The sequence below is a fragment of the Plesiomonas sp. ZOR0011 genome, assembly GCF_000800945.1.
GTDB classification, from domain to species: Bacteria; Pseudomonadota; Gammaproteobacteria; order Enterobacterales; family CAMTGL01; genus Plesiomonas; species Plesiomonas shigelloides.
On record NZ_JRKB01000012.1, the window covers coordinates 36,927 to 61,151 of the forward strand.

A 24,225-nucleotide genomic window follows, 5' to 3' on the forward strand; every position below is an offset into this window, starting at 1 on the left:
ATCCTTACAGGATCTCCAGCAGCTCTACATCAAACTGCAGCATGCTGCATGGTGGAATCGAGTGACCAGCACCGCGCTCGCCGTAGGCCAGCTGATGCGGGATATACAAACGCCACTTAGAGCCAACCGGCATCAGAGTCAGCGCTTCAATCCAACCGGCGATCACGCCGTTGACTGGGAACTCGGCTGGCTGGCCGCGTTGTACCGAGCTATCAAATACAGTACCGTCCAGCAGGCTACCGGTGTAATGTACACGAACACGGTCAGTGCGCGCAGGGATTGGGCCGTCGCCTTGCTGCAGCACTTCGAACTGCAGGCCGCTACCGGTGCAGGTTACGCCTTCGCGAGAGGCGTTTTGCGCCAAGAACGCTTCGCCTTCTGCCGCGGCTTCTTGATACTTGGCTTGACGCGCCTCATCTGCGCGAGCATGCATTTCACGCAGCGCACGGTGAACCACATCGACAGCAACAGCCGGAGCATTGCCTTCCAGTGAGTCGCGCAGACCCTGAGTCAGGGCATCCAGCTCCAGTCCGGTCAGACCGCTTTCGGCCAGTTGCTGACCAATTTGCAGACCGATGCCATAGCTGGCCTGAGCTTCCATAGTATTAAGGGTTGAGGCTGTCATTTCTTTTCCTTACAGATAAACTGCTCACAGAGGTGCGAGCATATCAGTACCGGTGCATTCCGGCAAAAATAGGCGTCGCAAATGCGATTTTTAATAGTAAATACCGTGACTTTTCTCTGTGAAAAGGAAAAAATAAATCGATCGCGGTTTGTCTAGTGCATGGAGATGAAGTGGACCTGCGTACAGATAGCGGACCGGTAGGAAGACCGGGAAAAAAACGCCCCGCCAAGGCCGCGCCCAAGCAGCGCGCGCCCCGTTTTAATTGGCGGGAAAAATTGTCGTTGCCCGATTGGCAATGGCCGACGCTGAATATCAAACTCCCACCGGCAGAGATGGGGTTATCGGGCGTGTTGCGTGCAGCGCTGGTCGCGCTGTGGCATGTGCCGGATCGTTTTAACTGGCTTGGGCCGGTATCGCCGTTTCATCGCCGCTGGATCACCGTCAGTGCGCTAGTGGTGCTGCTTGGGATTGTGTTGCCGTCGGGTTCATCGGCGCCAGAGCAAAGCGAAGCGGCTTTGCCGGTGGCGGGGGCCGAGGGTGTGCAAGATAACACCCCGGTGGCGCTGACGCCGGAAGCATTGTCTGAGCGGCAACCGGATCGTCGCATCCCGCAAGAGATGCCAGAAGATCTGGAGCAACGCAGCGAAGCGGTGCCGGTAAGCTCACCGCCGGTAACCCGTGCGGCACAGGCGCCAAGCAACACGGTGCGCCGTGAAGCGGAAAGTAAAGCGCCTACGCGGGTGGCAGACAGAGCGCCTGAGCGTAGCGTTAATAAACCGGTAGTCAAAGAAACTTCAGTAAAAGAAACGCCAGTAAAAGAAGCGCCTGTGCGTGAAGTGGCTAAAAAAGCACCGGAAAAAGCGCCTGAAAAAGTGGCAGAGAAAAAGCCGGTGGAAAGCGCCGCCAAAACCAGCACTGCTGGCTGGCAAAGCTACCAAGTGGGTAAGGGCGTAACCTTGGCGCAAGTGTTCCGCTCCGGCAACCTGCCGCTACCGGATTTGATGGCCATGACGCGGGCACAGGCCGCGGATAAGCCGCTGAGTAATGTCAAAGCCGGTCAAACGGTACGGGTGAAAACCAATGCCAAGGGCGAGGTGGAAGCGCTGCAGCTCGATGCGGTGGCGGGCAGCAAGCCAGTAGTCTTTGTCCGACTGGCCGATGGCTCGTTTGCTCAGTCGCAGTAATTGAATGTCGCCGTAATTGAACATCGAAACATAAAAAAGGCCTTCCATCATGGAAGGCCTTTTTGTTACTGGCGACGACTCACGTTTGTCAGTGCTCGTCAGCCTATTTGCTTACTGCTTGGCCGCAGGGGCATTCAGATCCACTTGATACAGGGCAAAGCCGTTTTCATCTTTACCCACTTGCTGCATTGGATACTGCGCATGTTCTTTGATGAACTGGCTGGCCTTGTCACTTGGTGAGGTTTCAAAGCGGATATCCAGCTTGGTTTTGCTGTTGATTGGCGCTAAACGCCAGTTGTTATCGGCTGTTGGCACCACTTGGCCTTGTTGCTTGCTCTGCTCGCTGATGTAGTTCGCCAGCACCTGACGGTTTTCATCTGGTGAGGCAAAGGCCACATACTGGCTACCGGTACCGGCAAATTTCTCACCGTAGGCGCGGTAGTTGTTGGTCGCAATCAGGAACTGCGCTTTTGGATCGACCGGCTTGCCGTTGAAGGTCAGAGCCTTAATTCGTTCCGAGCTTGGGTTGATCAACTTACATTCACCATCGAAACGAGCTGGTTGGGTCACGTCAATTTGATAGTTCACGCCATCAATCACGTCGAAGTTGTAGGTGCGGAAACCGTCCCAGTTGATCAGCTCTTGTGGTTTGCTGGAGTTCGGATCGATTTGGTTGAACTGTCCGGCGGAGCACTCCAGCCAATCTTTCAGCTGCGCACCGTTGACCTTCACGGTCACCAGCGTGTTCGGGTACAGATACAGATCGGCTGCGTTACGGAAGGTCAGTTCACCTTTCTCAACTTCCACGAAGCTGGATGGATCGTTTTTACGTCCGCCCACTTTAAATGGTGCGGCGGCAGACAGCACTGGGATCCCATCCAGATCCGGATCGCCTTGCACGAAGTGTTCAACGTAGGCTTTCTGAGCGTTGTTGACGATCTGCACGGTTGGATCATCTTGAATCAGCGCCAAGAAGCTGTACATGTTATCCGAGGCTTTACCAATCGGCTTGCTGACGAAATCACGGGTGCCTTTATGATCGGCAGCCAGTGCGGCAGTCAGTTTGGCATCGGCTTCGACCAGCGGTTTGTTGGCTGTTTTGTCAAAAATAGGACGCGCTTGGGCGCGGGAGTCAGTGATGCTCCAGTGGCCTTTATCGTTGTTCAGGGTTAAATCGACCACGCCCAGATGGTCACCCCACTGACCCGGCATGACCGCCGGTACGCCATTGATGGTGCCTTTGCTCAGATCCACGCCCGGCAGGCTGGCAAAATCTTTGCTCGGGAACACGCCATGGGAGTGGCCGAACATGATGGCATCGATACCTTTAACCTGAGAGAGGTAATAGACCGAGTTTTCTGCCATCGCTTTATACGGATCGCTTGAAACGCCAGAGTGCGGAATCGCAATCACCAGATCCGCGCCTTCGGCACGCATCTTCGGCACCAGCTCTTCTGCGGTCTGCTTGATATCTTTAACAGTGACTTTGCCTTCCAGATTGGCTTTATCCCACACCATAATCTGTGGCGGTACAAAGCCGATATAACCGATTTTGATGGTCTGCTTGTTACCCTCGTTATCCACCACTTCGGTGTCTTTGATCAGGTATTGCTGCAGCAGTGGCTTACCGGTTTTGGCATCAAACACGTTGGCGTTGATGTACGGGAAGGCGGCGCCCGCTAATGCCGTTTTCAGGTAATCCAGACCGTAGTTAAATTCGTGGTTACCCAAGTTACCCACTTGGTAATCCAGCAGATTCATCGCCTTATAAACGGGGTGTTGTTCACCTTTCTTCAGACCTTTTGCAGCCTGATAGTCACCCATAGGGCTGCCTTGGATCAGGTCGCCGTTATCCACCAACACACTGTTTTTGGCCTCTTTGCGGGCTTCACCAATCAGCGTAGCGGTACGGGTCAGGCCGAACTTCTCGGTCGGCTTATCCTTGTAGTAGTCATAATCCATCATGTTGCTGTGCAGGTCGGTAGTTTCCAGCACCCGCAGTTCAACGGTGGCGGCATTGGCAGAAGCGGCACAGAACAAACCGGCTGCAATGGCCAGTGCCAGCGGAGAACGGGACAAAGACATAGCGATTCCTCTGTCAGTCAGTAGGTTGTTGAGATAAGGGAAGGTAAAACTCGGAACAGGGTAACAAATCTCAATGTATGCCGCGTTTTCTCGCGATAGGAGTGTGAAGTTGGTCGCGAACAATCCGGTAGCTCTGTCGTGAATCGTGGCATGGCGCGCGCGTCTTGCGGAGTGCATTGGCCGTGTGACCGTGCGGGCTGACTAAAGACGAACAGCATTAGAACAAAACGGAATTGCAAAGATGAAATCATCATTTATGGGCCTCTCAATAAGCCTCTATATTGCTTGCATACGTAGGGATGTCAGGGGCCGCAGTGATGGAGTTTTTACCGGTTTTTGCCCGCTTAGCAGGGCGTAAGGTGTTAGTGGTGGGCGGCGGTGAAGTGGCTGAGCGCAAAGTGGCGTTATTGCTACGCGCAGGCGCACAAGTGCAGATAGTCAGCCGCACCCTGACGGCCGAATTGCAGCGTCACGCTGAGCAGGGCGCGCTGCAGTGGATAGCGCAAGAGTTTGCGGATACACAGTTAGAACATGTGTATCTGGTAGTGGCAGCGACCGATGATGAGCTGCTCAATCACCGCGTCAGTCGCGCTGCAGAGGCGCGCGCGGTGCTGATCAATGTGGTGGATAACAAGGCGCTGTGCTCTTTCATCATGCCGTCGATCATTGATCGCTCGCCCTTGATGGTCGCGGTGTCGTCGGGCGGCAGTGCGCCGGTGCTGGTGCGTTTGATCCGCGAAAAATTGGAAAGCTTGCTGCCTTCACGCCTTGGCGTCGTGGCGCAACTGGCGGATCGCTGGCGTGAGCCGGTGAAACAGGCGCTGCACGGTATTACTGAGCGTCGTCGTTTTTGGGAAGCCTTGTTTGGTGGCCGTTTTACTTCACTGGTGCAGCAAGAGCGGGATGATGACGCCGAGCAAGAGCTGGCACGTGCGCTGAAGGCGCATGCCCAGCGTGAGCAAGGGCGCGGGGAAGTGTTTTTGGTTGGGGCTGGGCCGGGTGATCCGGGTTTATTGACGCTGCGCGCCTTACAGGTGCTGCAACAGGCCGATGTGGTGCTGTACGACTATCTGGTCTCCGATGAGATCCGCGATTTGATCCGCCGCGATGCCGAGCAGATCTGTGTCGGTAAACGGGCTGGCGATCATTCGGTGCCGCAAGCAGAGATCAATCAAAAGCTGGTGGACTTGGCGCTACAGGGAAAGCGCGTGGTGCGTCTTAAAGGCGGCGATCCGTTTATCTTTGGTCGCGGCGCCGAAGAGCTAGAAGCGCTGTTGCCACATCAGATCCCGTTTCAGGTGGTGCCGGGGATCACCGCGGCGGCAGGAGCTACCGCCTATGCCGGTATCCCACTGACTCACCGCGAACATGCGCAAACTGCGATGTTTATTACCGGCCACTGTCGCCCAGATGGCGATGCGCTGGACTGGTCGACATTGGCACGTGGACGGCAAACGCTCGCCATTTATATGGGGACGCTCAAAGCGGCAGAGATCAGTCAGCAGCTGATGGCTCATGGCCGTGCGGCGCAGACCCCGGTGGCGATTATCGTCAACGGTACGCGTAGCAGCCAACAGGTATTGCGCGGTGAGCTGCAACAGTTGCCGCAGTTGGCGGCGCAAGCCGGTGCTCCGGCACTGATTATTATCGGAGAAGTGGCGGCCTTGGCCGATTCTCTCCACTGGTTCGGCAGCCGGCCGCACAGCGAGCTGTGGCCTGCGGTAGTTAATCTGGGGTAGGACGAACTCATGAACGCAACACAACTGACGCATTTACAGCAGCTGGAAGCCGAAAGCATCCATATCCTGCGTGAAGTGGCCGCCGAATTTGCCAATCCGGTGATGCTGTACTCCATCGGCAAAGACTCCTCGGTAATGCTGCATCTGGCGCGTAAGGCCTTTTATCCGGGCAAAATTCCCTTCCCGTTACTGCACGTGGATACCGGTTGGAAGTTTCGGGAAATGTATGAGTTTCGCGATCGCATGGCGCGCGAGTGCGGGTTTGAACTGTTGGTGCACCGTAATCCACAGGGCGTGGCGCTGGGCATCAACCCGTTTACCCACGGCAGTGCCAAACACACCGATGTGATGAAAACCGAAGGTCTTAAGCAAGCACTGGACAAATACGGGTTTGATGCCGCCTTCGGTGGTGCACGTCGTGATGAGGAAAAATCGCGCGCCAAGGAGCGGATCTACTCGTTTCGCGATCAATTCCATCGCTGGGATCCGAAAAACCAGCGCCCAGAGCTGTGGCGCAACTACAACGGCCAAATTAACAAAGGCGAAAGCATTCGTGTCTTCCCTCTTTCTAACTGGACTGAGCTGGATATCTGGCAATACATCTATCTGGAAGGCATCGACATTGTGCCGTTATATCTGGCCAAAGAGCGCCCGGTGCTGGAGCGCGATGGCATGCTGATGATGGTGGATGATGAGCGGATTGAGCTGCAAGCCGGTGAAACCATCGAACAGCGTAAAGTGCGCTTTCGTACCTTGGGCTGCTGGCCGCTGACCGGCGCCATTGAATCGCAGGCCGATACGCTGACCGCCATTATTGAAGAGATGCTGCTGTCGACCAGCAGTGAGCGCCAAGGGCGCTTGATTGACCGCGATCAGGCCGGCTCGATGGAGCTGAAAAAACGCCAGGGATATTTCTAAGGAGCCACGCATGAACAGTTCAATTGCCGCCCAAATTGCCGAGCATGGCGTTGAGGCTTACCTGCTGGCTCAGCAGCACAAAGGCTTATTACGTTTTTTGACCTGCGGTAGTGTCGATGATGGTAAAAGCACCTTAATCGGCCGCTTGCTGCACGATACCCGCCAGATCTATGAAGATCAGCTCAATACGCTGCATGCCGATAGCCGCCGTTTAGGCACTGCCGGTGAAAAATTGGATCTGGCGCTGCTGGTCGATGGCCTGCAAGCTGAGCGCGAGCAGGGGATCACCATTGATGTCGCGTACCGCTATTTCTCCACCGAAAAGCGTAAGTTCATCATTGCCGATACCCCTGGCCATGAGCAGTACACCCGCAATATGGCCACCGGCGCATCCACCTGCGATCTGGCGATCTTATTGATCGATGCGCGTAAAGGCGTGTTGGCACAAACCCGCCGGCACAGCTTTATTGCCAATTTGCTGGGGATCCGGCATCTGGTGGTGGCGGTCAACAAGATGGATCTGGTGGGTTACGATCCAGCCGTATTTGCGCGGATCAGTGCCGATTACCAAGCCTTTGCCGCCCGCCTCAATCCGCAGCTGCAGATCACCTTACTGCCGTTGTCGGCACTGGATGGCGATAACGTCGTCCAGCGCGGGCAAGCGTTGAGCTGGTTTGATGGCCCGACCTTGCTGGAAGTGCTGGAGAACGTAGAGGTCAGTCGCGAGCGGGCAGCGGCGGCGCTGCGTTTCCCAGTGCAGTATGTCAATCGCCCAGATCGTGATTTTCGCGGCTATGCCGGCACTGTCGGTTCAGGTGTGGTGCGGGTCGGTCAGCCGGTGAAAGTGCTGCCCTCGGGGGTGCGCACCGAAGTGGCACGCATCGTAACCTTTGACGGCGACCTGACCCACGCGGTGCCGGGGCAAGCGGTGACGTTAGTGCTGCGCGATGAAGTCGATATTAGCCGTGGCGATCTGTTGGTGGCGGCCGACGATCCGCTTAGCGTCAGTCGTCAGGTGGCAGCCGATGTGGTGTGGATGACCGAGCAACCGCTACGGGTTGGCGATATTTATGACATCAAGCTGGCCGGTCGTAAGACCCAAGCGCGGGTCACTGCTATTCGTCATCAGGTGGATATCAATAACCATGAACGCCACGCCGCCAGCGAGTTACCGTTAAATGGTATTGGGCAGGTCGAACTGGTCTTCAGTGAACCTTTGGCGCTGGAGCCGTACGGACACAGCCAAGACAGTGGTAGCTTTATCTTTATTGACCGCCTAAGCAATGTCACGGTAGGCGCGGGGTTGGTGGATAGCGTACTGGGTGAGCCGGCACGTGGTAGCCAGCACTACAGCGCGTTTGAGTTAGAGCTCAATGCACTGATCCGTCGTCAATACCCGCACTGGCAGGTGCGTGATATCAGTCAGGATTAACGCTGGCAATCCGCAGACCTGACCAGAGCGTCAATGGCCGATATGCCACGTCACTGGGTGTGGTATATCGGCGATTTAATTCATGGGACCGTGATTCATTTATGGGTGATGGAACCATGTTGTCATGGGATTACTTTGTCACAAGGAGCGCGCGATGTCCGCGACCGAATCTTCCGCTAATTTGGCCGCCACCTTGCCGACCGGCGTTGCTACCGCGCATGGCGCTATCTGGCAAGCTCACGTGATAGATCGCCGTCAGCGCGAGCAGTTAAATGGCCATCGCGGGGCGATCGTCTGGTTTACCGGTCTTTCAGGGGCTGGGAAATCGACGCTGGCGGGGGCGTTGGAGCAGGCGCTGTATCGACAAGGGGTACGCACCTATCTGCTGGACGGTGATAACGTGCGTCATGGCCTGTGCGCCGATTTGGGGTTTTCACTGGCCGAGCGGCAGGAGAATATCCGGCGCGTTGGCGAAGTGAGTAAATTGATGCTGGATGCCGGCTTGGTGGTGCTGACCGCTTTTATCTCACCGCAACGGGCGGAACGCGATAGTGTGCGCCGACAGGTCGATCCGGATCAATTTATTGAGGTGTTTGTCGATACTCCGCTCACGGAATGCGAACGCCGCGACGTGAAAGGGCTGTACAAAAAGGCGCGCGCGGGTCAGATTCAAGACTTTACGGGCATCGATGCCGTTTATGAGGCCCCGCACAATCCGGAGGTTCATCTGCAGAGCGCTGAACATAGCGTGGATGAACTGGTGGTGACCTTGCTGGAGGCCCTGAGCGCGCGCGGCATCATCAGGTAGGCGAGGTACAGTTATGTTACAGGCGTTGGAGAAGATCGCACGTGAAGCTGGGGATGCCATCATGGCAGCATATCAGCGTGAGGTCACTGTGGTACAGAAAGCCGATGACTCCCCGCTGACCGAAGCGGATCTGGCCGCACACCAGATCATCGTGCGCGGATTGACCGCGCTAACGGCGTCCATTCCGGTATTATCCGAAGAAGCAGCCAACATTGATTGGTCGGTGCGTCGGCACTGGCCGCGTTTTTGGCTGGTAGACCCGCTGGATGGCACCAAAGAATTTATCAAACATAACGGTGAGTTCACCGTCAATATTGCCCTGATTGAAGAGGGGCGTCCGGTGATGGCGGTGGTGTACGCCCCGGCACTGGATAAGCTGTACATGGCCGAAGGTGGCCAGGCATGGCGTGTCGTGCAAGGCGTGCGTGAACCGTTACAGGTACAGCAAGCGATGCCGCCAGTGGTGGTAGCTAGTCGTTCACACCAAGACCCGCGTTTGGCTTCCTATCTGGCTGAGCTTGGTCCGCATCAGCTGACCTCGGTCGGTTCATCCTTGAAATTCTGTCTGGTGGCCGAAGGGCAAGCACAGTTGTATCCACGTTTTGGTCGTACCATGGCGTGGGATACCGCGGCTGGTCACTGCATTGCCGAAGCGGCAGGCGCAGTGGTGGAAACTTTGGATAACCAACCGCTGCGCTATAACCAGCAAGAGGATTTAGCCAATCCACCGTTTATTGTTCGGGTGGCGTGGGCACGCGGTTGTTGTTAACCGGCAGCGGGTTACACACGAGTAAGCCATGGGGATGCGCTCGCTAAGTTCGCGCTTGGCGGGCGGCGTTCAGTGCGTTTTACGGTACGCGCCCAGTGCTCAGAGTGAAGTGAGCGGAGCGCGTAGTTGCGTATCGTTGAGCATGCTTTGGCGATGCCGGCTCGACACTCCGGCATCTTACCCTGTGTTTTTTTACACTTAGTTTTTCACACTCACCATGTATACAGCCACCGCTTAGACACTCACATTAGCGCTACGTGGCGTCACCGTCAGGTGGGCACCCAGCAAGCTGCTCAAGCACTGAATGTACTCGGGCAGTGACGTGCCAATCAGCAATTGTGACAACTCCTCACCCACCGGGCTGAAACGGTAGTAGGTAAGGCGATGGCCGGTGTCGTGGGTGGTCAGCGTCAAATCGGTGCTGGCAAAACGCAGTGAATAGTTCTGCTCTGGCAGTAAACTGCCCGATTCTAGCTCTCCGCCGAGCAATAAGCCCAGCTCTTGCAGTAATAGCAGGGCGCTGAACGGCAGCTTGAAGCTGCCCAAATTGAGCTGCTCAGGCGCGGGCGCGCGAAAGAGGGACTTGAGACCGTTTTTGCCCGGGCGGATCCCGGTGATGATACGTTTGGCCGAGAGATCGGCGCCAAAGCTGCAGGCAACCGCACAGGCGCGCTGAAACAGCATTGCTTCGCGGTGCGTCATATCACGCAAGGTGCGTAGCGCCTTAATCGAAAAGCTGCCCGGCTGCACAATTTCTTGGGCTAAAATCCGCCCCCATAGGCGCTGCATTGGCGCACCCCGGGTTTCTTGTGCCAGCTGTAAAAAGCTGCTGATCCAATCCGGATCGCTTTCTGTCGCCAAGGTGTCCTGACACAAGCTGGCGGCAATCTGCATGATCTTCTCGAGATTTTCTTGTCGCTGTAGCTGCTCTTGTTGCAGACGGCGTTGCAGACGCTGTTCCAGTTTAGTCGGTTGCTGCGGATATATTTTCCCGTCGATATGCCGGTTGATGGCAAGATCAATGGCGCGCTGGCGTGCGCTGATAAGGCGGCTATTGTCAGTATGTTCGTTAGCGGATGCGGAGCTTTCCTGCCCGGCAGCCTGCTCTGCGCTGGTCATGTCCTTTGCTTCCTGCCGGATTTTTGCATTGACAATACGTTGTCAAATGACCGAAATCCGCTTAATGTTAATTAATTGCTAATAAAAACGGTTTTGTTACGGGTGGATAGAATGAAAAAGCATATTTGGGGCGTTGCTATTGCGCTGGGGTATGTGTTTTCACTGGTCATGCTAGCCCAGCATTTCAATTATTGAGTTTGGCTACCCGTCTGCAAGGGCGGCTTGACTCGATTCTATCGGTTAGATTCTATCTGTTAAAGGTAGCGGCCATGCGCGCTGTTTCTTGATAGCCAGACGTTTCTTGATAGTCAGCCATGTCATGATGCTGATGCCTGTCACGTATTTTATCGCGTTACCTTCCTGAGTGCTGTAGCCACTCGCCTTATCACCTGCTTACCTGCACAAAAGCCATTTCATCGAAAACACCTTTATCGAGAATTGCTTCGTTAATCGTTTCTTGGCTAAGCATTGCTGCGTTAATAGACCGTCTTGATGATGGGGTGTTTTAAGTACATGGAAATGGCGTTGCGTGCGTAACGCATACGCGCCCTCGCCATAGTCAACGTCAACCGGCGAGGGCATGTTAATGGAGGGGAAGAGCGTCAGCTTACTGCTGCAACTCTTTTTTGATCAGAGCCATGGCTTGGTCAATTTCAGCTTTGCTCATCGCGCCTTGTTTGACGAACAGCACTTTACCTTGAGGGTTGAGCACCATGATGGCGGAGCTCTTCGGCGCTAATTCCCATGCTTGTTGCACCACACCGTTGGCATCATAGATAAATTGTGACCATGGGAACTCTTGCTTGCTGTCTTTCAGGCTGCTGCGCACAAAGGCACTGGTTCCGATGATGGCATCGTCCGCATTCACGATGGTGGTGGTCTGGTAGCGGTCATGCGGCAACTTGGCGGCTTTGATGGCTTCGATAAACGGCGCATTCATCTCTTTAGCGGCGGTACGACCGGCAATCGCCTGCACCACTCGCACTTTGCCCGGCAGCATGTTGGTGTTCCACGGGGTGTAGCTGATCTCTTTGCCTTGCAATACCAGCTCCCCTTGGTCGATGACGGTGGCCGCCGGCAAGCTCTGATTCAGTTGTACCGGTGTGGCCAGTGCCAGTGCAGGCAGCAAAGATACACAGGCCATCAGCAGAGTAGAGAGTTTCATCTTATCTTATCCTTATGAAATAAAAGATTATTTTATTAATTCTGTACATGCTCTTCAGCCGGTACTCTGCCTGTTTGACACGGGATGTCAATCTTTGGGCAACTACTCCGACCTGTGAATAGCATAGAAGGCGAGGGAAAATTTGTCGCGATGCCTCGGCAGCAAATCCGACAAAAGGTTATGCAAAGGTTACATTCCGCAATGGTATTGCAGGTGGCTATGCGGCAACCTTCTTATTCCGCGGCGGTCGAAGAAGACGTTCTTTGCATGATAAAATTGGGCATGAAATTTGTTAATCTTCACAAAATATCGTTTTAGTGAAAAATTTCAGCAATATTTTCCGACTATCATCAAAGACCTGACAGCTCATTATGACTATCCTACGGGGGTCATGATGACGACTTACACCATTTGTGTTACTGTTATGTTATCCGTTGCTGAGAATGATTTTCGGCACACCGCAGGACAGTTACTGGGTAGACTTGAACGGAGGTCAACTATGATGCGCATTTTCCAACGCTACAATCCTTTAATGATTGCTCGCCATGTGAAGGTTTTTTTCCGCGGCCGCATGTATATCAAGGGGGTAGGCGCATTCGAGTTTGATAACGGCAAGATTTTGCTGCCCAAGACCAAAGACAAACAGCATCTGACGGTGATGAATGAAGTGAACCGCCAGATCACCGAATTGCAGACGCAAGCGGCGTGAGAGCCTCTTTCTAGCCTATAGAGAATAGGCTGGCGGTAGCAGACAGTAGATAGCACCATCTAATATAAAAAAGGCCATCCGAGAGGATGGCCTTTTTGCGTAGTAAACCGATTATGTTCGCGATGCTGTGCTAGCCGACATTGCGTTAGGGCAGAAAGACCGGCGCCGTGAAAACCCGCGCCGATAAGCTAACTAATCGTTATCTGCTGCCTTGGCTTGTTCTGCACCATCACTGCTTTCTTCGTGCTGCTCGTCTTGCGGTACATCTTTTGGCAGACGGGTGATCAGCATTTGATCAATTTTGAAGTTATCGATATCGACCACTTCAAATTTGTAGTTGGCGTAGATGGTGTAATCGGTGCGTTTCGGGATCTTACGCAGCATATACATCATGAAGCCGCCAATGGTTTCGTAGTTATCGGAGTCTGGGAACTCATCGATATCCAGCGCACGCATGACGTCATCAATCGGCGTAGTGCCTTCAATCAGCCACGTATTTTCATCGCGCTTAACGATGAGCTCTTCCTGATTCTGATTGACCAGATCGCCCATCAGCGTGCTCATCACGTCATTTAAGGTGATGATACCGACGACCAGTGCGTATTCGTTTAAGATCACCGCGAAATCTTCGCTGCTGCCTTTAAAGCTTTCTAGCGTTTCCGACAAGGTCAGAGAGTCCGGCACAAACTGTGGATTGTGCATCGGCAAACCTTGATGCAGGGCAATGCTCTGGCCGTTCAAAATCCGCATCAGCATGTCTTTGGAGTCGACATAACCGACCACGTTATCGATGGTGGTGTCACACACCAAAAACTTAGAGTGTGGGTGGGTGGAGATTTTCTCGCGGATGCTCTCTTCGCTTTCACGAATATCAAAATAGATGATGTCTTCGCGTGGCGTCATCGAAGATGGCACTGTACGCGATTCGAGTTCAAACACGTTTTCAATCAGATGATGTTCTTGCTTACCCAGCACCCCAGCCAAGGCACCTTGCTCAAACACGGTATAGATGTCATCGGAAGTGATGTCTTCTTTACGAGCGGTCGGTACGTTAAGCAGTTTAAAGATGGAGTTAGCCAAACCGTTGAAAAACCAGACCAGCGGTTTGAAGAGCTTAATGCAAAATTGCATTGGACCGACAATTCGGGTTGAAACGGCTTCAGGTGAGGCCATACCAATACGCTTTGGCATTAAGTCAGCGAACAGAATAAAACCACCGGTGACTACAGAGAAAGACAGCAGGAAGCCGATTTTTCCCGCTAGATCCGGTGACATCCAATGTACCAGCAAGCTTTCGAAATACGGGGAAAACGCGGTGTCGCCGATGATACCGCCGAGGATGGCAACGGCGTTCAAGCCGATTTGCACCACGGTAAAGAAGTTGCCGGGTTGTTCTTGTAATGCAATCACTTTGGCTGCGCGAATATTCCCTTCGTCAGCCATAACTTTTAATTTAATTTTCCGTGATGCAGCAAGAGAGATTTCCGAGATCGAAAAAAACGCACTTGCTGCGATCAACAGTGCGATGGCCAGTATATTTTCTAGCATTCTCACGAGACCTTAACTGTAATGATAGCCCGCATGACCGGGCCTTATAGTTGTCGATACTAAAGTCATGCGCACCATGATCCCTACTACAAGATCCAGTATCGCAGCCACTTTGTAGACAAAGTAACCAACTTAAACAACCTAAGCAGTATAGCTGTCCGCCGAGTCAGAAGCTAGGCGCGCTGTCAACCGCCTGCCGGAAAACAAATGCCGGTCCCACCTAGGCCACAGTATCCATGCGGATGTTTAAACAAATATTGCTGGTGTTCATCTTCCGCCAGATAAAATGGGCCTGCGGCGCGAATTTCGGTACTGATGGCATTGGGGTGCCCCGCAGCAGCTAGCGCTTGCTGATAGTGGTGCGCACTTTGCTCGGCTTGCTGTTGCTGGGCCTCATCACAAGTATAGAGGGCTGAGCGGTACTGGGTGCCGAGATCATTGCCTTGGCGCATTCCCTGAGTCGGATCATGGCGCTCCCAGAACAATTGCAGCAGCGCGGCGTAACTTATGCTGGCGGGATCAAAAATTACACGTACCGCCTCGGCATGACCGGTTAAGCCGGTACACACTTCTTGATAGGTCGGGTTTGGCGTATAGCCGCCCATGTAGCCGACGCTGGTGTGATACACCCCCGGTTGCTGCCAGAATAAGCGTTCGACACCCCAGAAACAGCCCATCGCAAAATAAGCCGTGGCATAATGTTCAGGGATAATAGGTTGTAACGGAAGACCTAAGATGGCGTGCTGCTGATGATGCGGCAGTGGCTGTGAGCGGCCGGGTAATGCCTGTTCTGGATTAATGATTGTGTGTTGGTGTGCATAAGTCATAAAATTCCCCGTAACTTTCGTTATGACATTGTTGTTTATTTTAGACATCGCTAAAGCGGCGCGGGAGTGCGCAGGGCGCTGTCGACAAGGCATCGGCTGACTTTTATTTAATCAACGTTATCACCGTTGGGGTATTTGTGCGCAAAAAATTATGGACCTTCTTATTCTTGTCTCTTATCTCGGTGCCGGCGATGGCTGCCGTGAAACTGCAGATAGAGGGGCTGAGCGGAGAGTTGCAGCGTAACGTGCGTGCGCACTTGTCCACCATTAAAGATGATGAGGTCGCGGCCAATGCGCGCTTTAAACGGCGAGTTCGCACCGGAATTGAAGATGGCCTGAAAGCGCTGGGCTATTTTGACCCCGAAATCCGCTTCGAGCTGATCCCACGCAGCGCCCCTTTGCGCTCGTTGCTGGTGGCGCACGTCAATCCGGGTGAGCCGGTTAGAATTAAAGCCATCAATATCGAATTGATCGGGGAAGCGCGGCAAGACCCGGCGTTTACCGAACTGCTGACGACGACACCCAAAATTGGTTCGATTTTAAATCAGGGCGATTTTGATGCCTTTCGTAGCCGCTTGCGTTCGTTAGCGTTAGAGCGCGGCTACTTTAAGGCGGATTTAAAAGTCAGCCAGCTAAAAGTGGCTACTGGTCTGCACGAGGCTTTTTGGAATATCCAATTTGACAGTGGCCGACGTTATCGCTTTGGTGAGGTGACCTTTACCGGCTCGCAAATCCGGGAAAACCGTCTGCAGGGCTTGATCCCATTCAAAGTGGGCGAGCCGTATCTGGCGGCGACCTTGGCGCAATTTAACCAGAATCTGTCGGAAACCAACTGGTATCGCAACATTGTGATTGACCCACAGTTTGCCAAAGTGGGTGAGAACATGGAGTTGCCGCTGTTTGTGACGGTGACGCCAAGAGCGCCGAACAACGTGGAATTGGGTCTGGGCTTTGCCACCGATATCGGGGTACGAACCAGTATGCGCTGGCGTAAACCGTGGGTGAATGCTCTTGGACACAGCATGGAAACGCTGGTGCGTTATTCCCAGCCAGAGCAATCAGTGGAGTTTGGTTACCGTATTCCGACCAAAGAGAGCCCGCTGCAAAAATTCTATACCTTAACCACCGCCTATAACGCCGAAAACCATAACGATACCAATGAACAGTCGTTATCGGCTTCGGTTGGCGCGTTTTGGAATGTCTCTTCGGGCTGGCAGCGTAACTTGACCATGAACGTCAGTTACAGCCGATTCGAACAAGGTCTGCAAGAGCACGATACCTTCTTGCTGTACCCAGGCGTTCAGTTTGCCCGCACCCGCTCGCGCGGTGGTTTGATGCCGTATTGGGGGGACTCGGAAGTGTTCAGCATTAACTATGCTAACACCGCGTGGTTGTCCGATATCGATATGCTGCAGTTGCAAGCGCGCAGTACGTGGATCCGCACCTATGCCTCTAAGCACCGTTTTGTGGCAAGAGCGGAAGCCGGATGGTTAGAGAGCAGCGATTTTGACAAAGTCCCGCCGTCATTGCGTTTCTTCGCCGGTGGCGATCGCAGTATTCGTGGTTATAAATACAAATCCATCTCTCCGGTCGATAGCGAAGGCAAGCTCACTGGTGCATCGCGTATGGCGACCGGTTCGCTGGAATACCAGTACAACTTTACCGGCAACTGGTGGGGCGCGATGTTCTATGACACCGGTTATGCCACGAACAAGTTTATTCCAGAAGATTTGAAATCTGGGGTCGGGATGGGGGTGCGCTGGGCCTCACCACTCGGTCCGGTTCGTTTTGATATTGCCCATCCGTTAGCCAAAGGTAGCTCTGGCGTGGAAATTTACATAGCACTGGGGCCTGAGTTATGAATCCGTTAAAGAAGCTGAGTATTGGCTTTCTGATCACGCTGCTGGTACTGATTGCGGCGCTGGCGGGGTTGCTGGGCACCGAGTCTGGCTTACGTTTGTTGGTTAATGGGGCCAACCGTTGGGTGCCGGGCCTGCATATTGGCGAGTTTTCCGGTAATTGGGGCCGTGGTCTGCATCTGCAGCAGGTGTCCTTTACGATGCCGGGTGTCGATGTGGCGGTGGATGATGCCCTGCTCCAACTGCAATTAGGCTGTTTGCGCCGTAGTGAAGTGTGTATCCGTCAGGTGACGGTGGATAAAGTGCGCGTCGCGGTGGACACCGCCTTGTTGCCCGCCAGTGAGCCGACCCCTTCTGAGCCACTGACCCGCTTAAGCACCCCGTATCCGTTGTTATTGCGTCTGCTGCAGCTCAATGATGTTGAGGTGACGGTGGATGGCACTCGCATCTCTCTCGGCCATTTTACCAGTGGTGCCCAGTGGCGCGGTGAGGCGTTAAGCCTGCAACCGACCGAGTTTAACGATCTGGCGGTGATCCTCGCCACGCCAGCCGCCGATACGGCGAGCAGCGCGCAAGAGGGAAAAGAGGGCTCGGTTGCAGAGAAAACCGCTGTGCCTACAGATACAGCGAGCAAGTCAACTAATTCGACCGCAGCAGCCACAGCGGTAACCACGAAGAGTGCTGATGCGAAAACCACCGCCGCCAAGCCTGCTGCCGCATCGCTAAGCGATGCGAAAGCGATGCCGAGCGACGATCCGGCGGCGATGTTGCAACAGCTGTTTGCTTCTCCGTTGTTAGCGCAGTTACCGGCAGTGGTGATCCCGCTGGATATCGAGGTTGCGCAGATCCACGGTAAAAATCTGCGGATTAATACCGGCACGCCGCAGACCATCGATGATCTGCTGATCAGCGCCAGCACCCAAGGTAATAAAGTTACCCTCAAGCAATTGCAGGTCAGCGCCCCGCAAGGGGACGTACAACTGACCGGTTATGCTCGGTTACAGCAAAAGTGGCCCTTGGAGCTGAAGCTGTCGAGCTCGGTCAAATTGCCGGACTGGCCAGCGCAAAAGCTGCAAGCGACCTTGAGCGGTGCGCTGTATGACAAGTTGGTGTTGCAGGCGGAGTTAAGTGGCGCGCTGCAAGCTAACTTGCATGCGCAGACCGAGCTGGCGACCGCCGGCTTGCCGCTAGAGCTGACCTTACGTAGCCCTAAACTGGTGTGGCCGCTGCAAGGTGAGCCCGATTATCGGGTGCAAGGGGTGGCATTGGCGCTTTCTGGCAGTGCGCGTGATTACACCGCCAGCCTCAATGCCAGCTACAGCGGTAAAGACATTCCACAAGGTAAAGTGGCACTTAAAGCGGCCGGCGATTTGGAGCACGTGGCTATCTCGCTGCTGCGCCTCGATACCTTGCAAGGCTCGGCGCAGCTCAAAGGCTCCTTGGCTTGGCGTAAGCTGCTCAAATGGCGTGCCGATGTGAATTTATCCGGCATCAACACTGCGCAGCAGTGGCCGGAGTGGCCTGCACGCATCAATGGTCGTTTAAGCACCAAAGGGGAGTTGCAAGGCGATGCATGGGCGGTGGATTTACCGATTTTAAATCTGACCGGACAGGCACTGAATAAGCCGCTGGACGTCAACGCCGTCTTAAGTGGCCGCAGCACTGGCCGGTGGAATATCTCTGATTTGCGTATGAATGTCGGCGGCAACCGTCTGCAGGCCAAAGGTGTGATCAGCGATACGTGGAAGCTGGATGCGCAGATTAACGCGCCGCGCTTAGATGGCCTGTTACCGGGCCTCGGTGGACAGGTTAACGGTAACGTGGTGCTGCGCGGAGCCTTGATGACACCGGCGGTGAATCTGGATCTGCAAGCCAATGGATTACGTTGGCAAGACCTGACCATTGGCCGTTTGCAAGCTAAGGCTGATGTGAAGAGCCAGTCGCAAATTCAGGGCACCGTGGCCATCAACTTGCAGAATCTGGTGCAAGGCGACATGACCGTTAGCCGCGCTCAGCTGGATGCCAGCGGTAGCGAGCGGCAACATCAGCTGCGCTTTACCCTGCAAGGCGAACCGGTGTCGGCCGGCTTGCGGTTAACCGGCAGCTTCGATCGCAATAGCATGAACTGGCGCGGTACCTTGAGTCAGACTCAGGCGCAGACCCCGTTGGGGCCATGGACACTGCAAGCGCCGGTGGCGCTGGCGTACACCCATAGCCGTCAGCAAGTGAGCATCAGTCCGTTGTGTCTGACTAACCCGAATGCCGAAGTGTGCATCCCGCAGACCATGACCGCGGGTGCGAGCGGCCAAGGGCGCGTGCAGTTGCGCCGTTTGGATCTGGCGATGTTCAAAGAGCTACTCGGCGATGAGACCCGCGTTAAAGGTGTGGTGCAGGGCCAAGCGGAGTTCCGTTGGCAGGCCAATGGTGGCTTACCAACGGTGCGAGCGAACTTGAGTAGCAGCAATCTGCGGGTGATCCAGTGGTTGATGGGCCGCCGTTTACCGATTGATATCAGTCAGTTGGGGCTTAATCTGCGCCTGGAAAATGGCCGTTTGCAACTGAGCAATGACATACAACTTAAAGACAACGGCAGCTTCAATAGCCAAATCAACATCAGTGACTTGGCGGGACGTCGTCGCCTGAGCGGTAATGTGAACATTAATCAGCTGTCGCTGGCGTTGTTGTCGCCGATGCTAGAGAAAACCGAAAAAGCGGAAGGGATGATCGGTGCCCAGCTGCAATTGGGCGGGGTGCTGGATAGACCGTTGCTGCAAGGTCAGTTGGCGCTGCAAAATCCACAGCTGACTGGTGCGTGGCTGCCGGTGGATATTACCGGCGGTAACCTGACCATTCGCTTTGCTGGTGCGCGCTCGAACTTGAACGGTGCGCTGCAAACGCCGGAAGGGGTGTTGAACCTCACCGGTGAGGCAGATTGGCAGCGTCCAGAGCAGTGGAGCGCGATGCTGAACGCGAACGCCAATCGCCTGCGGATCGCATTGCCACCGATGGTGCGGCTGGACGTTAATCCCGATCTCACCTTCCGAGCGACGCCAAAAGCGATGGAGCTGACTGGCTCGGTGCGCATCCCGTGGGCGCGTATCGAAGTCGATAGCCTGCCGGAAAGTGCGGTGGATAGTTCGTCAGATTTGGTGTTGCTGAATAACCAGCTGCAGCCAATCAACGAAAGCAATCCCGCGATGGCGGTGAATACCGACTTGATGGTACGGCTGGGCGATGATGTGCGTCTGAATGCCTTTGGCCTCAAGGCGCAACTCAAAGGCAGCTTGCACGTGCTGCAAAATGCCCAAGGACCATCAGTGCGTGGGCAGGTGTATCTGGCCGATGGCCGCTTCCGCTCCTTCGGGCAGGATTTGGTGATCCGTAAAGGGCAGTTGCTGTTTGTTGGCCCGCCAACGCAGCCGATGCTGAACATCGAAGCGATCCGTAACCCAGAGGCGATCCAAAACGATGTGGTGGCCGGGATCCGCGTTACCGGCATGGCGGATAACCCGCTGATGACTATCTTCTCGGAGCCGTCGATGTCACAGGCCGAAGCGCTGTCTTACATTCTGCGCGGCGAGCCATTGGATGACGGTAACTCCAATGATAACGGCGCGATGACCTCTGCCTTGATTGGGATTGGCTTGTCACAGAGCAGTCAGCTAGTTGGGCAAATTGGTCAGGCGTTTGGGATCAGCGATCTGGCACTGGATACCCAAGGGGTGGGTGATAACTCCCAAGTGGTGATCAGTGGCTATATCATGCCGGGTCTGCAGATTAAGTACGGGGTTGGGATCTTTGACTCACTGGCAGAGCTGACCTTGCGTTATCGCCTGATGCCAAGTCTGTATCTGCAAGCCGTGTCGGGATTGAATCAGGCGGTGGATTTGATCTACCAGTTTGAGTTCTAACATTCACCGTCGCCGCCATCCGCTTGCGCATCGAGCGGATGGCCACACCAATATAAAAAAACACCGCCTACTGGCGGTGTTTTTGTTTTTAGCTCACGTGCGAAAGACTTATTTTTGCGCGCGCGCGAAAGATTCTTGGATTTCTGCTTTGGCTGCGTCCACGCCTTCCCAGCCTTCCACTTTCACCCATTTACCGGCTTCCAGCTCTTTGTAGCGCTCGAAGAAGTGAGTGATCTGCGCACGCAGTAATTCAGGCAGATCGTTCACATCCTGAATGTGATCGTACTGCTTGGTTAGCTTGCTGTGTGGCACCGCCACGACTTTGGCATCGGCACCTGACTCGTCAGTCATCTTCAGCACGCCAACGGGGCGGCAGCGGATCACGGAGCCTGGCTGCAATGGATACGGGGTTGGCACCAGCACATCCACTGGATCGCCATCCAGCGACAGGGTATGGTTCACATAACCGTAGTTGCATGGGTAGAACATCGGGGTGGACATAAAACGGTCGACAAACAGCGCGCCGGACTCTTTATCCACTTCGTATTTGATCGGATCGGCATTGGCCGGGATTTCGATGATTACATAGATGTCATCCGGCAGGCTCTTACCGGCAGGCACGTTGCTTAAGCTCATGTCAAATTCCTTGCTGTAAAATGTTATCGTTAGCGAAAATATTATAGCGAGGCCGGTTAAAATAGACAGAGGCAAAACAGGCTGCGTGCGCAGCCTGTTGCGGGGGAATGCATCGGGGACACGAGTTAGGCGGTGACCGGTCCTAACAGGTTATGCATTTTATTTAGAGTGGCGCCGGCGCATCGGGGAAATCGCGCATAAAGCGCTCGGCATCGTCCATCATGGCGTGTGAGCCGACGAAGAACGGGCAGCGCTGGTGCAGCTCAGAGGGCACGATATCCAAAATCCGCCGCTCGCCATCACTGGCGCGGCCACCGGCTTGCTCCGCCAAAAAGGCCATTGGGTTGCACTCATACAGCAGGCGTAATTTCCCTTTCGGGCTGTTAGCGGTGCTTGGGTAGATGTAGATCCCGCCTTTGAGCATATTGCGGTGGAAATCCGCAACCAGTGAACCGATATAGCGCGAGGTATACGGGCGCTTAGTCGGCGCATCGTGGTCTTGGCAGTACTTAATGTACTTTTTCACCCCGAGTGGGAACTTGATGTAGTTACCTTCGTTGATCGAGTAAATGGTGCCGGTGTGCGGGATACGGATACTTTCGTGGGATAGGCAAAAGACCCCGAGGCTCGGATCGTAGGTAAAGCCATGCACGCCACAGCCGGTGGTGTACACCAACATGGTGGATGAGCCGTAAACCACATAGCCGGCCGCGACTTGGCAATTACCTGGCTGCAGGAAGTCTTCGCGGGTCACCGGAGTGCCAATCGGCGTGATGCGGCGGTAAATCGAGAAAATGGTACCGACCGACACGTTGACATCGATGTTGGAGGAGCCGTCGAGCGGATCCATCAGCACCACATACTTGGCGTTACGACCGCGATCGCCGTCGAATACCACGATGTCATCCTCTTCTTCGGAGGCGATCCCGGCCACTTCACCACGGGCTTGCAATGCCGCTTTGAGCTTTTCGTTGGCGTACAGATCGAGCTTCATCTGGCTTTCGCCCTGAATGTTGCTCAGGCCGTTGGCACCGAGAATATCGACCAAGCCGGCTTTATTGATGTCGCGGTGGATGATTTTGGCCGCCAGTTTGATGGCCGCCAGCAGCGAGGTGAGCTCCCCAGTCGCGTGTGGGAAGTCCTGCTGTTTCTCGACGATAAATTCGCCAAGTGTTTTCATTGTTATCTTCCTGATATTTTAGTTATGTAGGGTTGGGACCAGTCGCAAACCAAACGTTTGCGTACTTGTTCACAATTTTAGCGGCAATCGGGACAATTGTCCTGTTTTGTTGAGGATTTCCTCTCGTCAGCCGGTCAGAGTAGAATGCCGGTATTCGCATTTTTGTAGGACCGATGGGTTATGCATATTCATATATTAGGTATCTGCGGGACGTTTATGGGCGGGCTGGCGCTGCTGGCACGGGCACAGGGACACCGGGTGACCGGTTCAGATGCCAATGTTTATCCACCGATGAGCACGTTGCTGCAAGAGCAGGGCATTGAGATTATCGAAGGTTACGATCCGGCGCAGCTCGAGCCACGCCCAGATTGCGTGGTGATCGGCAATGCCATGTCGCGTGGCAATCCGTGTGTGGAGTACGTGCTGAATAACAACCTGCCGTACACCTCCGGTCCACAGTGGCTGCACGATCACCTGCTGGGTGAGCGTTGGGTATTGGCGGTGGCCGGTACCCACGGCAAGACCACCACCGCCGGTATGCTGGCGTGGATTTTGGAGTCGTGCGGTTACGAACCTGGCTTTTTGATTGGCGGCGTCCCGGGCAACTTTGGTGTGTCGGCGCGTTTGGGTAACAGCCCATTCTTCGTTATTGAAGCCGATGAGTATGACAGCGCCTTTTTCGACAAGCGCTCCAAGTTTGTCCACTACAGCCCGCGCACCTTGATCTTAAATAACTTGGAATTTGATCACGCGGACATCTTTGACGATCTCAAAGCGATCCAAAAACAATTCCACCATCTGGTACGCATCGTGCCGGGTAACGGCAAGATCATCACCCCGCAGCACGATCATAATCTGAAAGCGGTGCTGCAGATGGGCTGCTGGAGCGAGCAAGAAACCGTCGGCGATGACGGCCATTGGCATGCTGAGAAACTGTGCCACGATGCATCGCAATACAGCGTGCATCTGGATGGCAACTATGTCGGCGAAGTGCATTGGGGCTTGGTCGGCGAGCACAACATGCATAACGGCCTGATGGCCTTGGCTGCTGCGCGCCATGTTGGCGTTGAGCCGTCACATGCCTGTGCCGCGCTGAGCCAATTCATCAACGCCCGACGTCGCCTCGAAGTACGTGGTGAGGTCAATGGTGTGACCGTGTATGACGACTTTGCGCATCACCCGACTGCCATTGAGGCCACCTTGTCGGCGCTGCGCGCCAAAGTGGGCGGCACGCCGCGCATTCTGGCGGTGCTGGAGCCGCGCTCAAACACCATGAAGCTCGGGGTGCAAAAGCAAGATTTAGCCCCATCACTGGTGCGCGCCGATGAAGTGTTCTTGTTGCAGCCGACCAATATCCCGTGGCTGGTGACTGAAGTGGCAGAAGCCTGTGTACAGCCAGCTCACTGGGCTGGGGATGTGGATGCATTGGTCACGCAGATCATGCGCGTGGTGCGCCCAGGCGATCATATTCTGGTGATGAGTAATGGCAGCTTTGGCGGGATCCATGACAAGCTGCTGCACGCATTGGCGCAGTTAGCGCATTAATTTGCTGCTCAGCAGCGTCGGTCGGCTGATTCGAGTTTGGGGTTGGCTGACAGAACCGCTTACGATAAAACAGTCTGTAATGCCTGTCAGTTGATGCGCCGCTGACAGGCATTATTGGCGATTAGCACTTTGTGCGGTAGGATCATTCATAAGATAAAACGTCAAC

Annotated in this window: 18 protein-coding genes; 10 read left to right on the plus strand and 8 right to left on the minus strand. The window is 54.6% G+C overall.

The window, feature by feature from the left end:
• Positions 1–4: 4 nt before the first annotated feature.
• Positions 5–625 carry an FKBP-type peptidyl-prolyl cis-trans isomerase gene (locus L975_RS01030; protein WP_010864744.1) on the minus strand — a complete coding sequence of 207 codons (621 nt, stop codon included), beginning with the start codon at positions 623–625 and terminating at the stop codon, positions 5–7.
• A gap of 170 nt (positions 626–795) precedes the next feature.
• Between L975_RS01030 and L975_RS17155 the strand changes: the two genes are divergently transcribed.
• Positions 796–1,809 carry a LysM-like peptidoglycan-binding domain-containing protein gene (locus L975_RS17155; RefSeq protein ID WP_156121039.1) on the plus strand — a complete coding sequence of 338 codons (1,014 nt, stop codon included), beginning with the start codon at positions 796–798 and terminating at the stop codon, positions 1,807–1,809.
• A 111-nt stretch (positions 1,810–1,920) separates the two neighbouring features.
• Here the strand turns inward: L975_RS17155 and L975_RS01040 are convergent, their stop codons facing one another.
• A complete protein-coding gene (locus tag L975_RS01040) occupies positions 1,921–3,894 on the minus strand; it encodes a bifunctional 2',3'-cyclic-nucleotide 2'-phosphodiesterase/3'-nucleotidase (protein ID WP_047706712.1) in 1,974 nt (657 codons plus the stop codon).
• A 317-nt stretch (positions 3,895–4,211) separates the two neighbouring features.
• Between L975_RS01040 and cysG the strand changes: the two genes are divergently transcribed.
• From cysG to cysQ, 5 genes are all read left to right on the plus strand, one after another.
• A complete protein-coding gene (gene cysG, locus L975_RS01045; protein WP_047706713.1) occupies positions 4,212–5,633 on the plus strand; it encodes a siroheme synthase CysG in 1,422 nt (473 codons plus the stop codon).
• A gap of 9 nt (positions 5,634–5,642) precedes the next feature.
• Positions 5,643–6,551, plus strand: coding sequence for a sulfate adenylyltransferase subunit CysD (cysD, locus tag L975_RS01050; protein WP_010864740.1), 909 nt, complete (start codon positions 5,643–5,645; stop codon positions 6,549–6,551).
• Positions 6,552–6,561: 10 nt separating this feature from the next.
• Entirely contained in the window at positions 6,562–7,983 is a 1,422-nt protein-coding gene (gene cysN / locus L975_RS01055; protein WP_039045748.1) for a sulfate adenylyltransferase subunit CysN, read from the plus strand.
• Between the two features lie 154 nt (positions 7,984–8,137).
• Complete coding sequence (cysC, locus tag L975_RS01060; RefSeq protein WP_081995559.1) at positions 8,138–8,791, plus strand: adenylyl-sulfate kinase; 654 nt, start codon at positions 8,138–8,140, stop codon at positions 8,789–8,791.
• 13 nt (positions 8,792–8,804) lie between these two features.
• On the plus strand, positions 8,805–9,560 hold the full coding sequence (cysQ, locus tag L975_RS01065) for a 3'(2'),5'-bisphosphate nucleotidase CysQ (protein ID WP_047706714.1): 756 nt from the start codon (positions 8,805–8,807) through the stop codon (positions 9,558–9,560).
• Between the two features lie 234 nt (positions 9,561–9,794).
• On the opposite strand, the gene L975_RS01070 is transcribed toward cysQ, so the two are convergent.
• Both L975_RS01070 and L975_RS01075 read right to left on the minus strand, forming a co-directional pair.
• A complete protein-coding gene (locus tag L975_RS01070; RefSeq protein WP_010864736.1) occupies positions 9,795–10,679 on the minus strand; it encodes a TIGR03899 family protein in 885 nt (294 codons plus the stop codon).
• Positions 10,680–11,286: 607 nt separating this feature from the next.
• Complete coding sequence (locus tag L975_RS01075) at positions 11,287–11,844, minus strand: YtfJ family protein (protein ID WP_039045750.1); 558 nt, start codon at positions 11,842–11,844, stop codon at positions 11,287–11,289.
• 502 nt (positions 11,845–12,346) lie between these two features.
• On the opposite strand from L975_RS01075, the gene L975_RS01080 reads away from it, so the two are divergent.
• The gene (locus tag L975_RS01080) at positions 12,347–12,553 is read left to right on the plus strand and encodes a DUF1107 domain-containing protein (RefSeq protein WP_010864734.1); all 207 of its coding nucleotides are present in this window, start codon (positions 12,347–12,349) and stop codon (positions 12,551–12,553) included.
• A gap of 192 nt (positions 12,554–12,745) precedes the next feature.
• Here the strand turns inward: L975_RS01080 and L975_RS01085 are convergent, their stop codons facing one another.
• A complete protein-coding gene (locus L975_RS01085; RefSeq protein WP_047706716.1) occupies positions 12,746–14,101 on the minus strand; it encodes a hemolysin family protein in 1,356 nt (451 codons plus the stop codon).
• A gap of 185 nt (positions 14,102–14,286) precedes the next feature.
• Positions 14,287–14,928, minus strand: coding sequence for a peptide-methionine (S)-S-oxide reductase MsrA (gene msrA, locus L975_RS01090; RefSeq protein WP_047706717.1), 642 nt, complete (start codon positions 14,926–14,928; stop codon positions 14,287–14,289).
• Between the two features lie 191 nt (positions 14,929–15,119).
• Here msrA and L975_RS01095 point away from each other — a divergent pair, with 191 nt between their 5' ends.
• Together L975_RS01095 and L975_RS01100 are read left to right on the plus strand one after the other, a co-directional pair.
• The gene (locus L975_RS01095; protein ID WP_010864731.1) at positions 15,120–16,790 is read left to right on the plus strand and encodes an autotransporter assembly complex family protein; all 1,671 of its coding nucleotides are present in this window, start codon (positions 15,120–15,122) and stop codon (positions 16,788–16,790) included.
• Entirely contained in the window at positions 16,787–20,698 is a 3,912-nt protein-coding gene (locus L975_RS01100) for a translocation/assembly module TamB domain-containing protein (RefSeq protein ID WP_047706718.1), read from the plus strand. The genes L975_RS01095 and L975_RS01100 overlap by 4 nt, the downstream gene beginning before the upstream one ends.
• Before the next feature lie 108 nt (positions 20,699–20,806).
• Here the strand turns inward: L975_RS01100 and ppa are convergent, their stop codons facing one another.
• Both ppa and fbp read right to left on the minus strand, forming a co-directional pair.
• Positions 20,807–21,334: an inorganic diphosphatase gene (gene ppa / locus L975_RS01105; protein WP_010864729.1), complete on the minus strand. Its 528-nt coding sequence runs from the start codon at positions 21,332–21,334 to the stop codon at positions 20,807–20,809.
• A 163-nt stretch (positions 21,335–21,497) separates the two neighbouring features.
• Positions 21,498–22,514: a class 1 fructose-bisphosphatase gene (gene fbp, locus L975_RS01110; protein ID WP_010864728.1), complete on the minus strand. Its 1,017-nt coding sequence runs from the start codon at positions 22,512–22,514 to the stop codon at positions 21,498–21,500.
• Between the two features lie 180 nt (positions 22,515–22,694).
• Between fbp and mpl the strand changes: the two genes are divergently transcribed.
• On the plus strand, positions 22,695–24,059 hold the full coding sequence (mpl, locus tag L975_RS01115) for a UDP-N-acetylmuramate:L-alanyl-gamma-D-glutamyl-meso-diaminopimelate ligase (RefSeq protein WP_010864727.1): 1,365 nt from the start codon (positions 22,695–22,697) through the stop codon (positions 24,057–24,059).
• Positions 24,060–24,225 lie beyond the last annotated feature (166 nt).

What these genes read in the sequence shown, in the direction of transcription:
- fbp (WP_010864728.1), bottom strand. Translation starts at nt 22,514, where the DNA reads ATGAAAACACTTGGCGAATTTATCGTCGAGAAACAGCAGGACTTCCCA.
- ppa (WP_010864729.1), bottom strand. Translation starts at nt 21,334, where the DNA reads ATGAGCTTAAGCAACGTGCCTGCCGGTAAGAGCCTGCCGGATGACATC.
- msrA (WP_047706717.1), bottom strand. Translation starts at nt 14,928, where the DNA reads ATGACTTATGCACACCAACACACAATCATTAATCCAGAACAGGCATTA.
- cysQ (WP_047706714.1), top strand. Translation starts at nt 8,805, where the DNA reads ATGTTACAGGCGTTGGAGAAGATCGCACGTGAAGCTGGGGATGCCATC.
- L975_RS01085 (WP_047706716.1), bottom strand. Translation starts at nt 14,101, where the DNA reads ATGCTAGAAAATATACTGGCCATCGCACTGTTGATCGCAGCAAGTGCG.
- L975_RS01075 (WP_039045750.1), bottom strand. Translation starts at nt 11,844, where the DNA reads ATGAAACTCTCTACTCTGCTGATGGCCTGTGTATCTTTGCTGCCTGCA.
- cysG (WP_047706713.1), top strand. Translation starts at nt 4,212, where the DNA reads ATGGAGTTTTTACCGGTTTTTGCCCGCTTAGCAGGGCGTAAGGTGTTA.
- L975_RS01095 (WP_010864731.1), top strand. Translation starts at nt 15,120, where the DNA reads ATGGCTGCCGTGAAACTGCAGATAGAGGGGCTGAGCGGAGAGTTGCAG.
- cysC (WP_081995559.1), top strand. Translation starts at nt 8,138, where the DNA reads ATGTCCGCGACCGAATCTTCCGCTAATTTGGCCGCCACCTTGCCGACC.
- L975_RS01040 (WP_047706712.1), bottom strand. Translation starts at nt 3,894, where the DNA reads ATGTCTTTGTCCCGTTCTCCGCTGGCACTGGCCATTGCAGCCGGTTTG.
- L975_RS01080 (WP_010864734.1), top strand. Translation starts at nt 12,347, where the DNA reads ATGCGCATTTTCCAACGCTACAATCCTTTAATGATTGCTCGCCATGTG.
- cysD (WP_010864740.1), top strand. Translation starts at nt 5,643, where the DNA reads ATGAACGCAACACAACTGACGCATTTACAGCAGCTGGAAGCCGAAAGC.
- cysN (WP_039045748.1), top strand. Translation starts at nt 6,562, where the DNA reads ATGAACAGTTCAATTGCCGCCCAAATTGCCGAGCATGGCGTTGAGGCT.
- L975_RS01070 (WP_010864736.1), bottom strand. Translation starts at nt 10,679, where the DNA reads ATGACCAGCGCAGAGCAGGCTGCCGGGCAGGAAAGCTCCGCATCCGCT.
- L975_RS01030 (WP_010864744.1), bottom strand. Translation starts at nt 625, where the DNA reads ATGACAGCCTCAACCCTTAATACTATGGAAGCTCAGGCCAGCTATGGC.
- L975_RS01100 (WP_047706718.1), top strand. Translation starts at nt 16,787, where the DNA reads ATGAATCCGTTAAAGAAGCTGAGTATTGGCTTTCTGATCACGCTGCTG.
- mpl (WP_010864727.1), top strand. Translation starts at nt 22,695, where the DNA reads ATGCATATTCATATATTAGGTATCTGCGGGACGTTTATGGGCGGGCTG.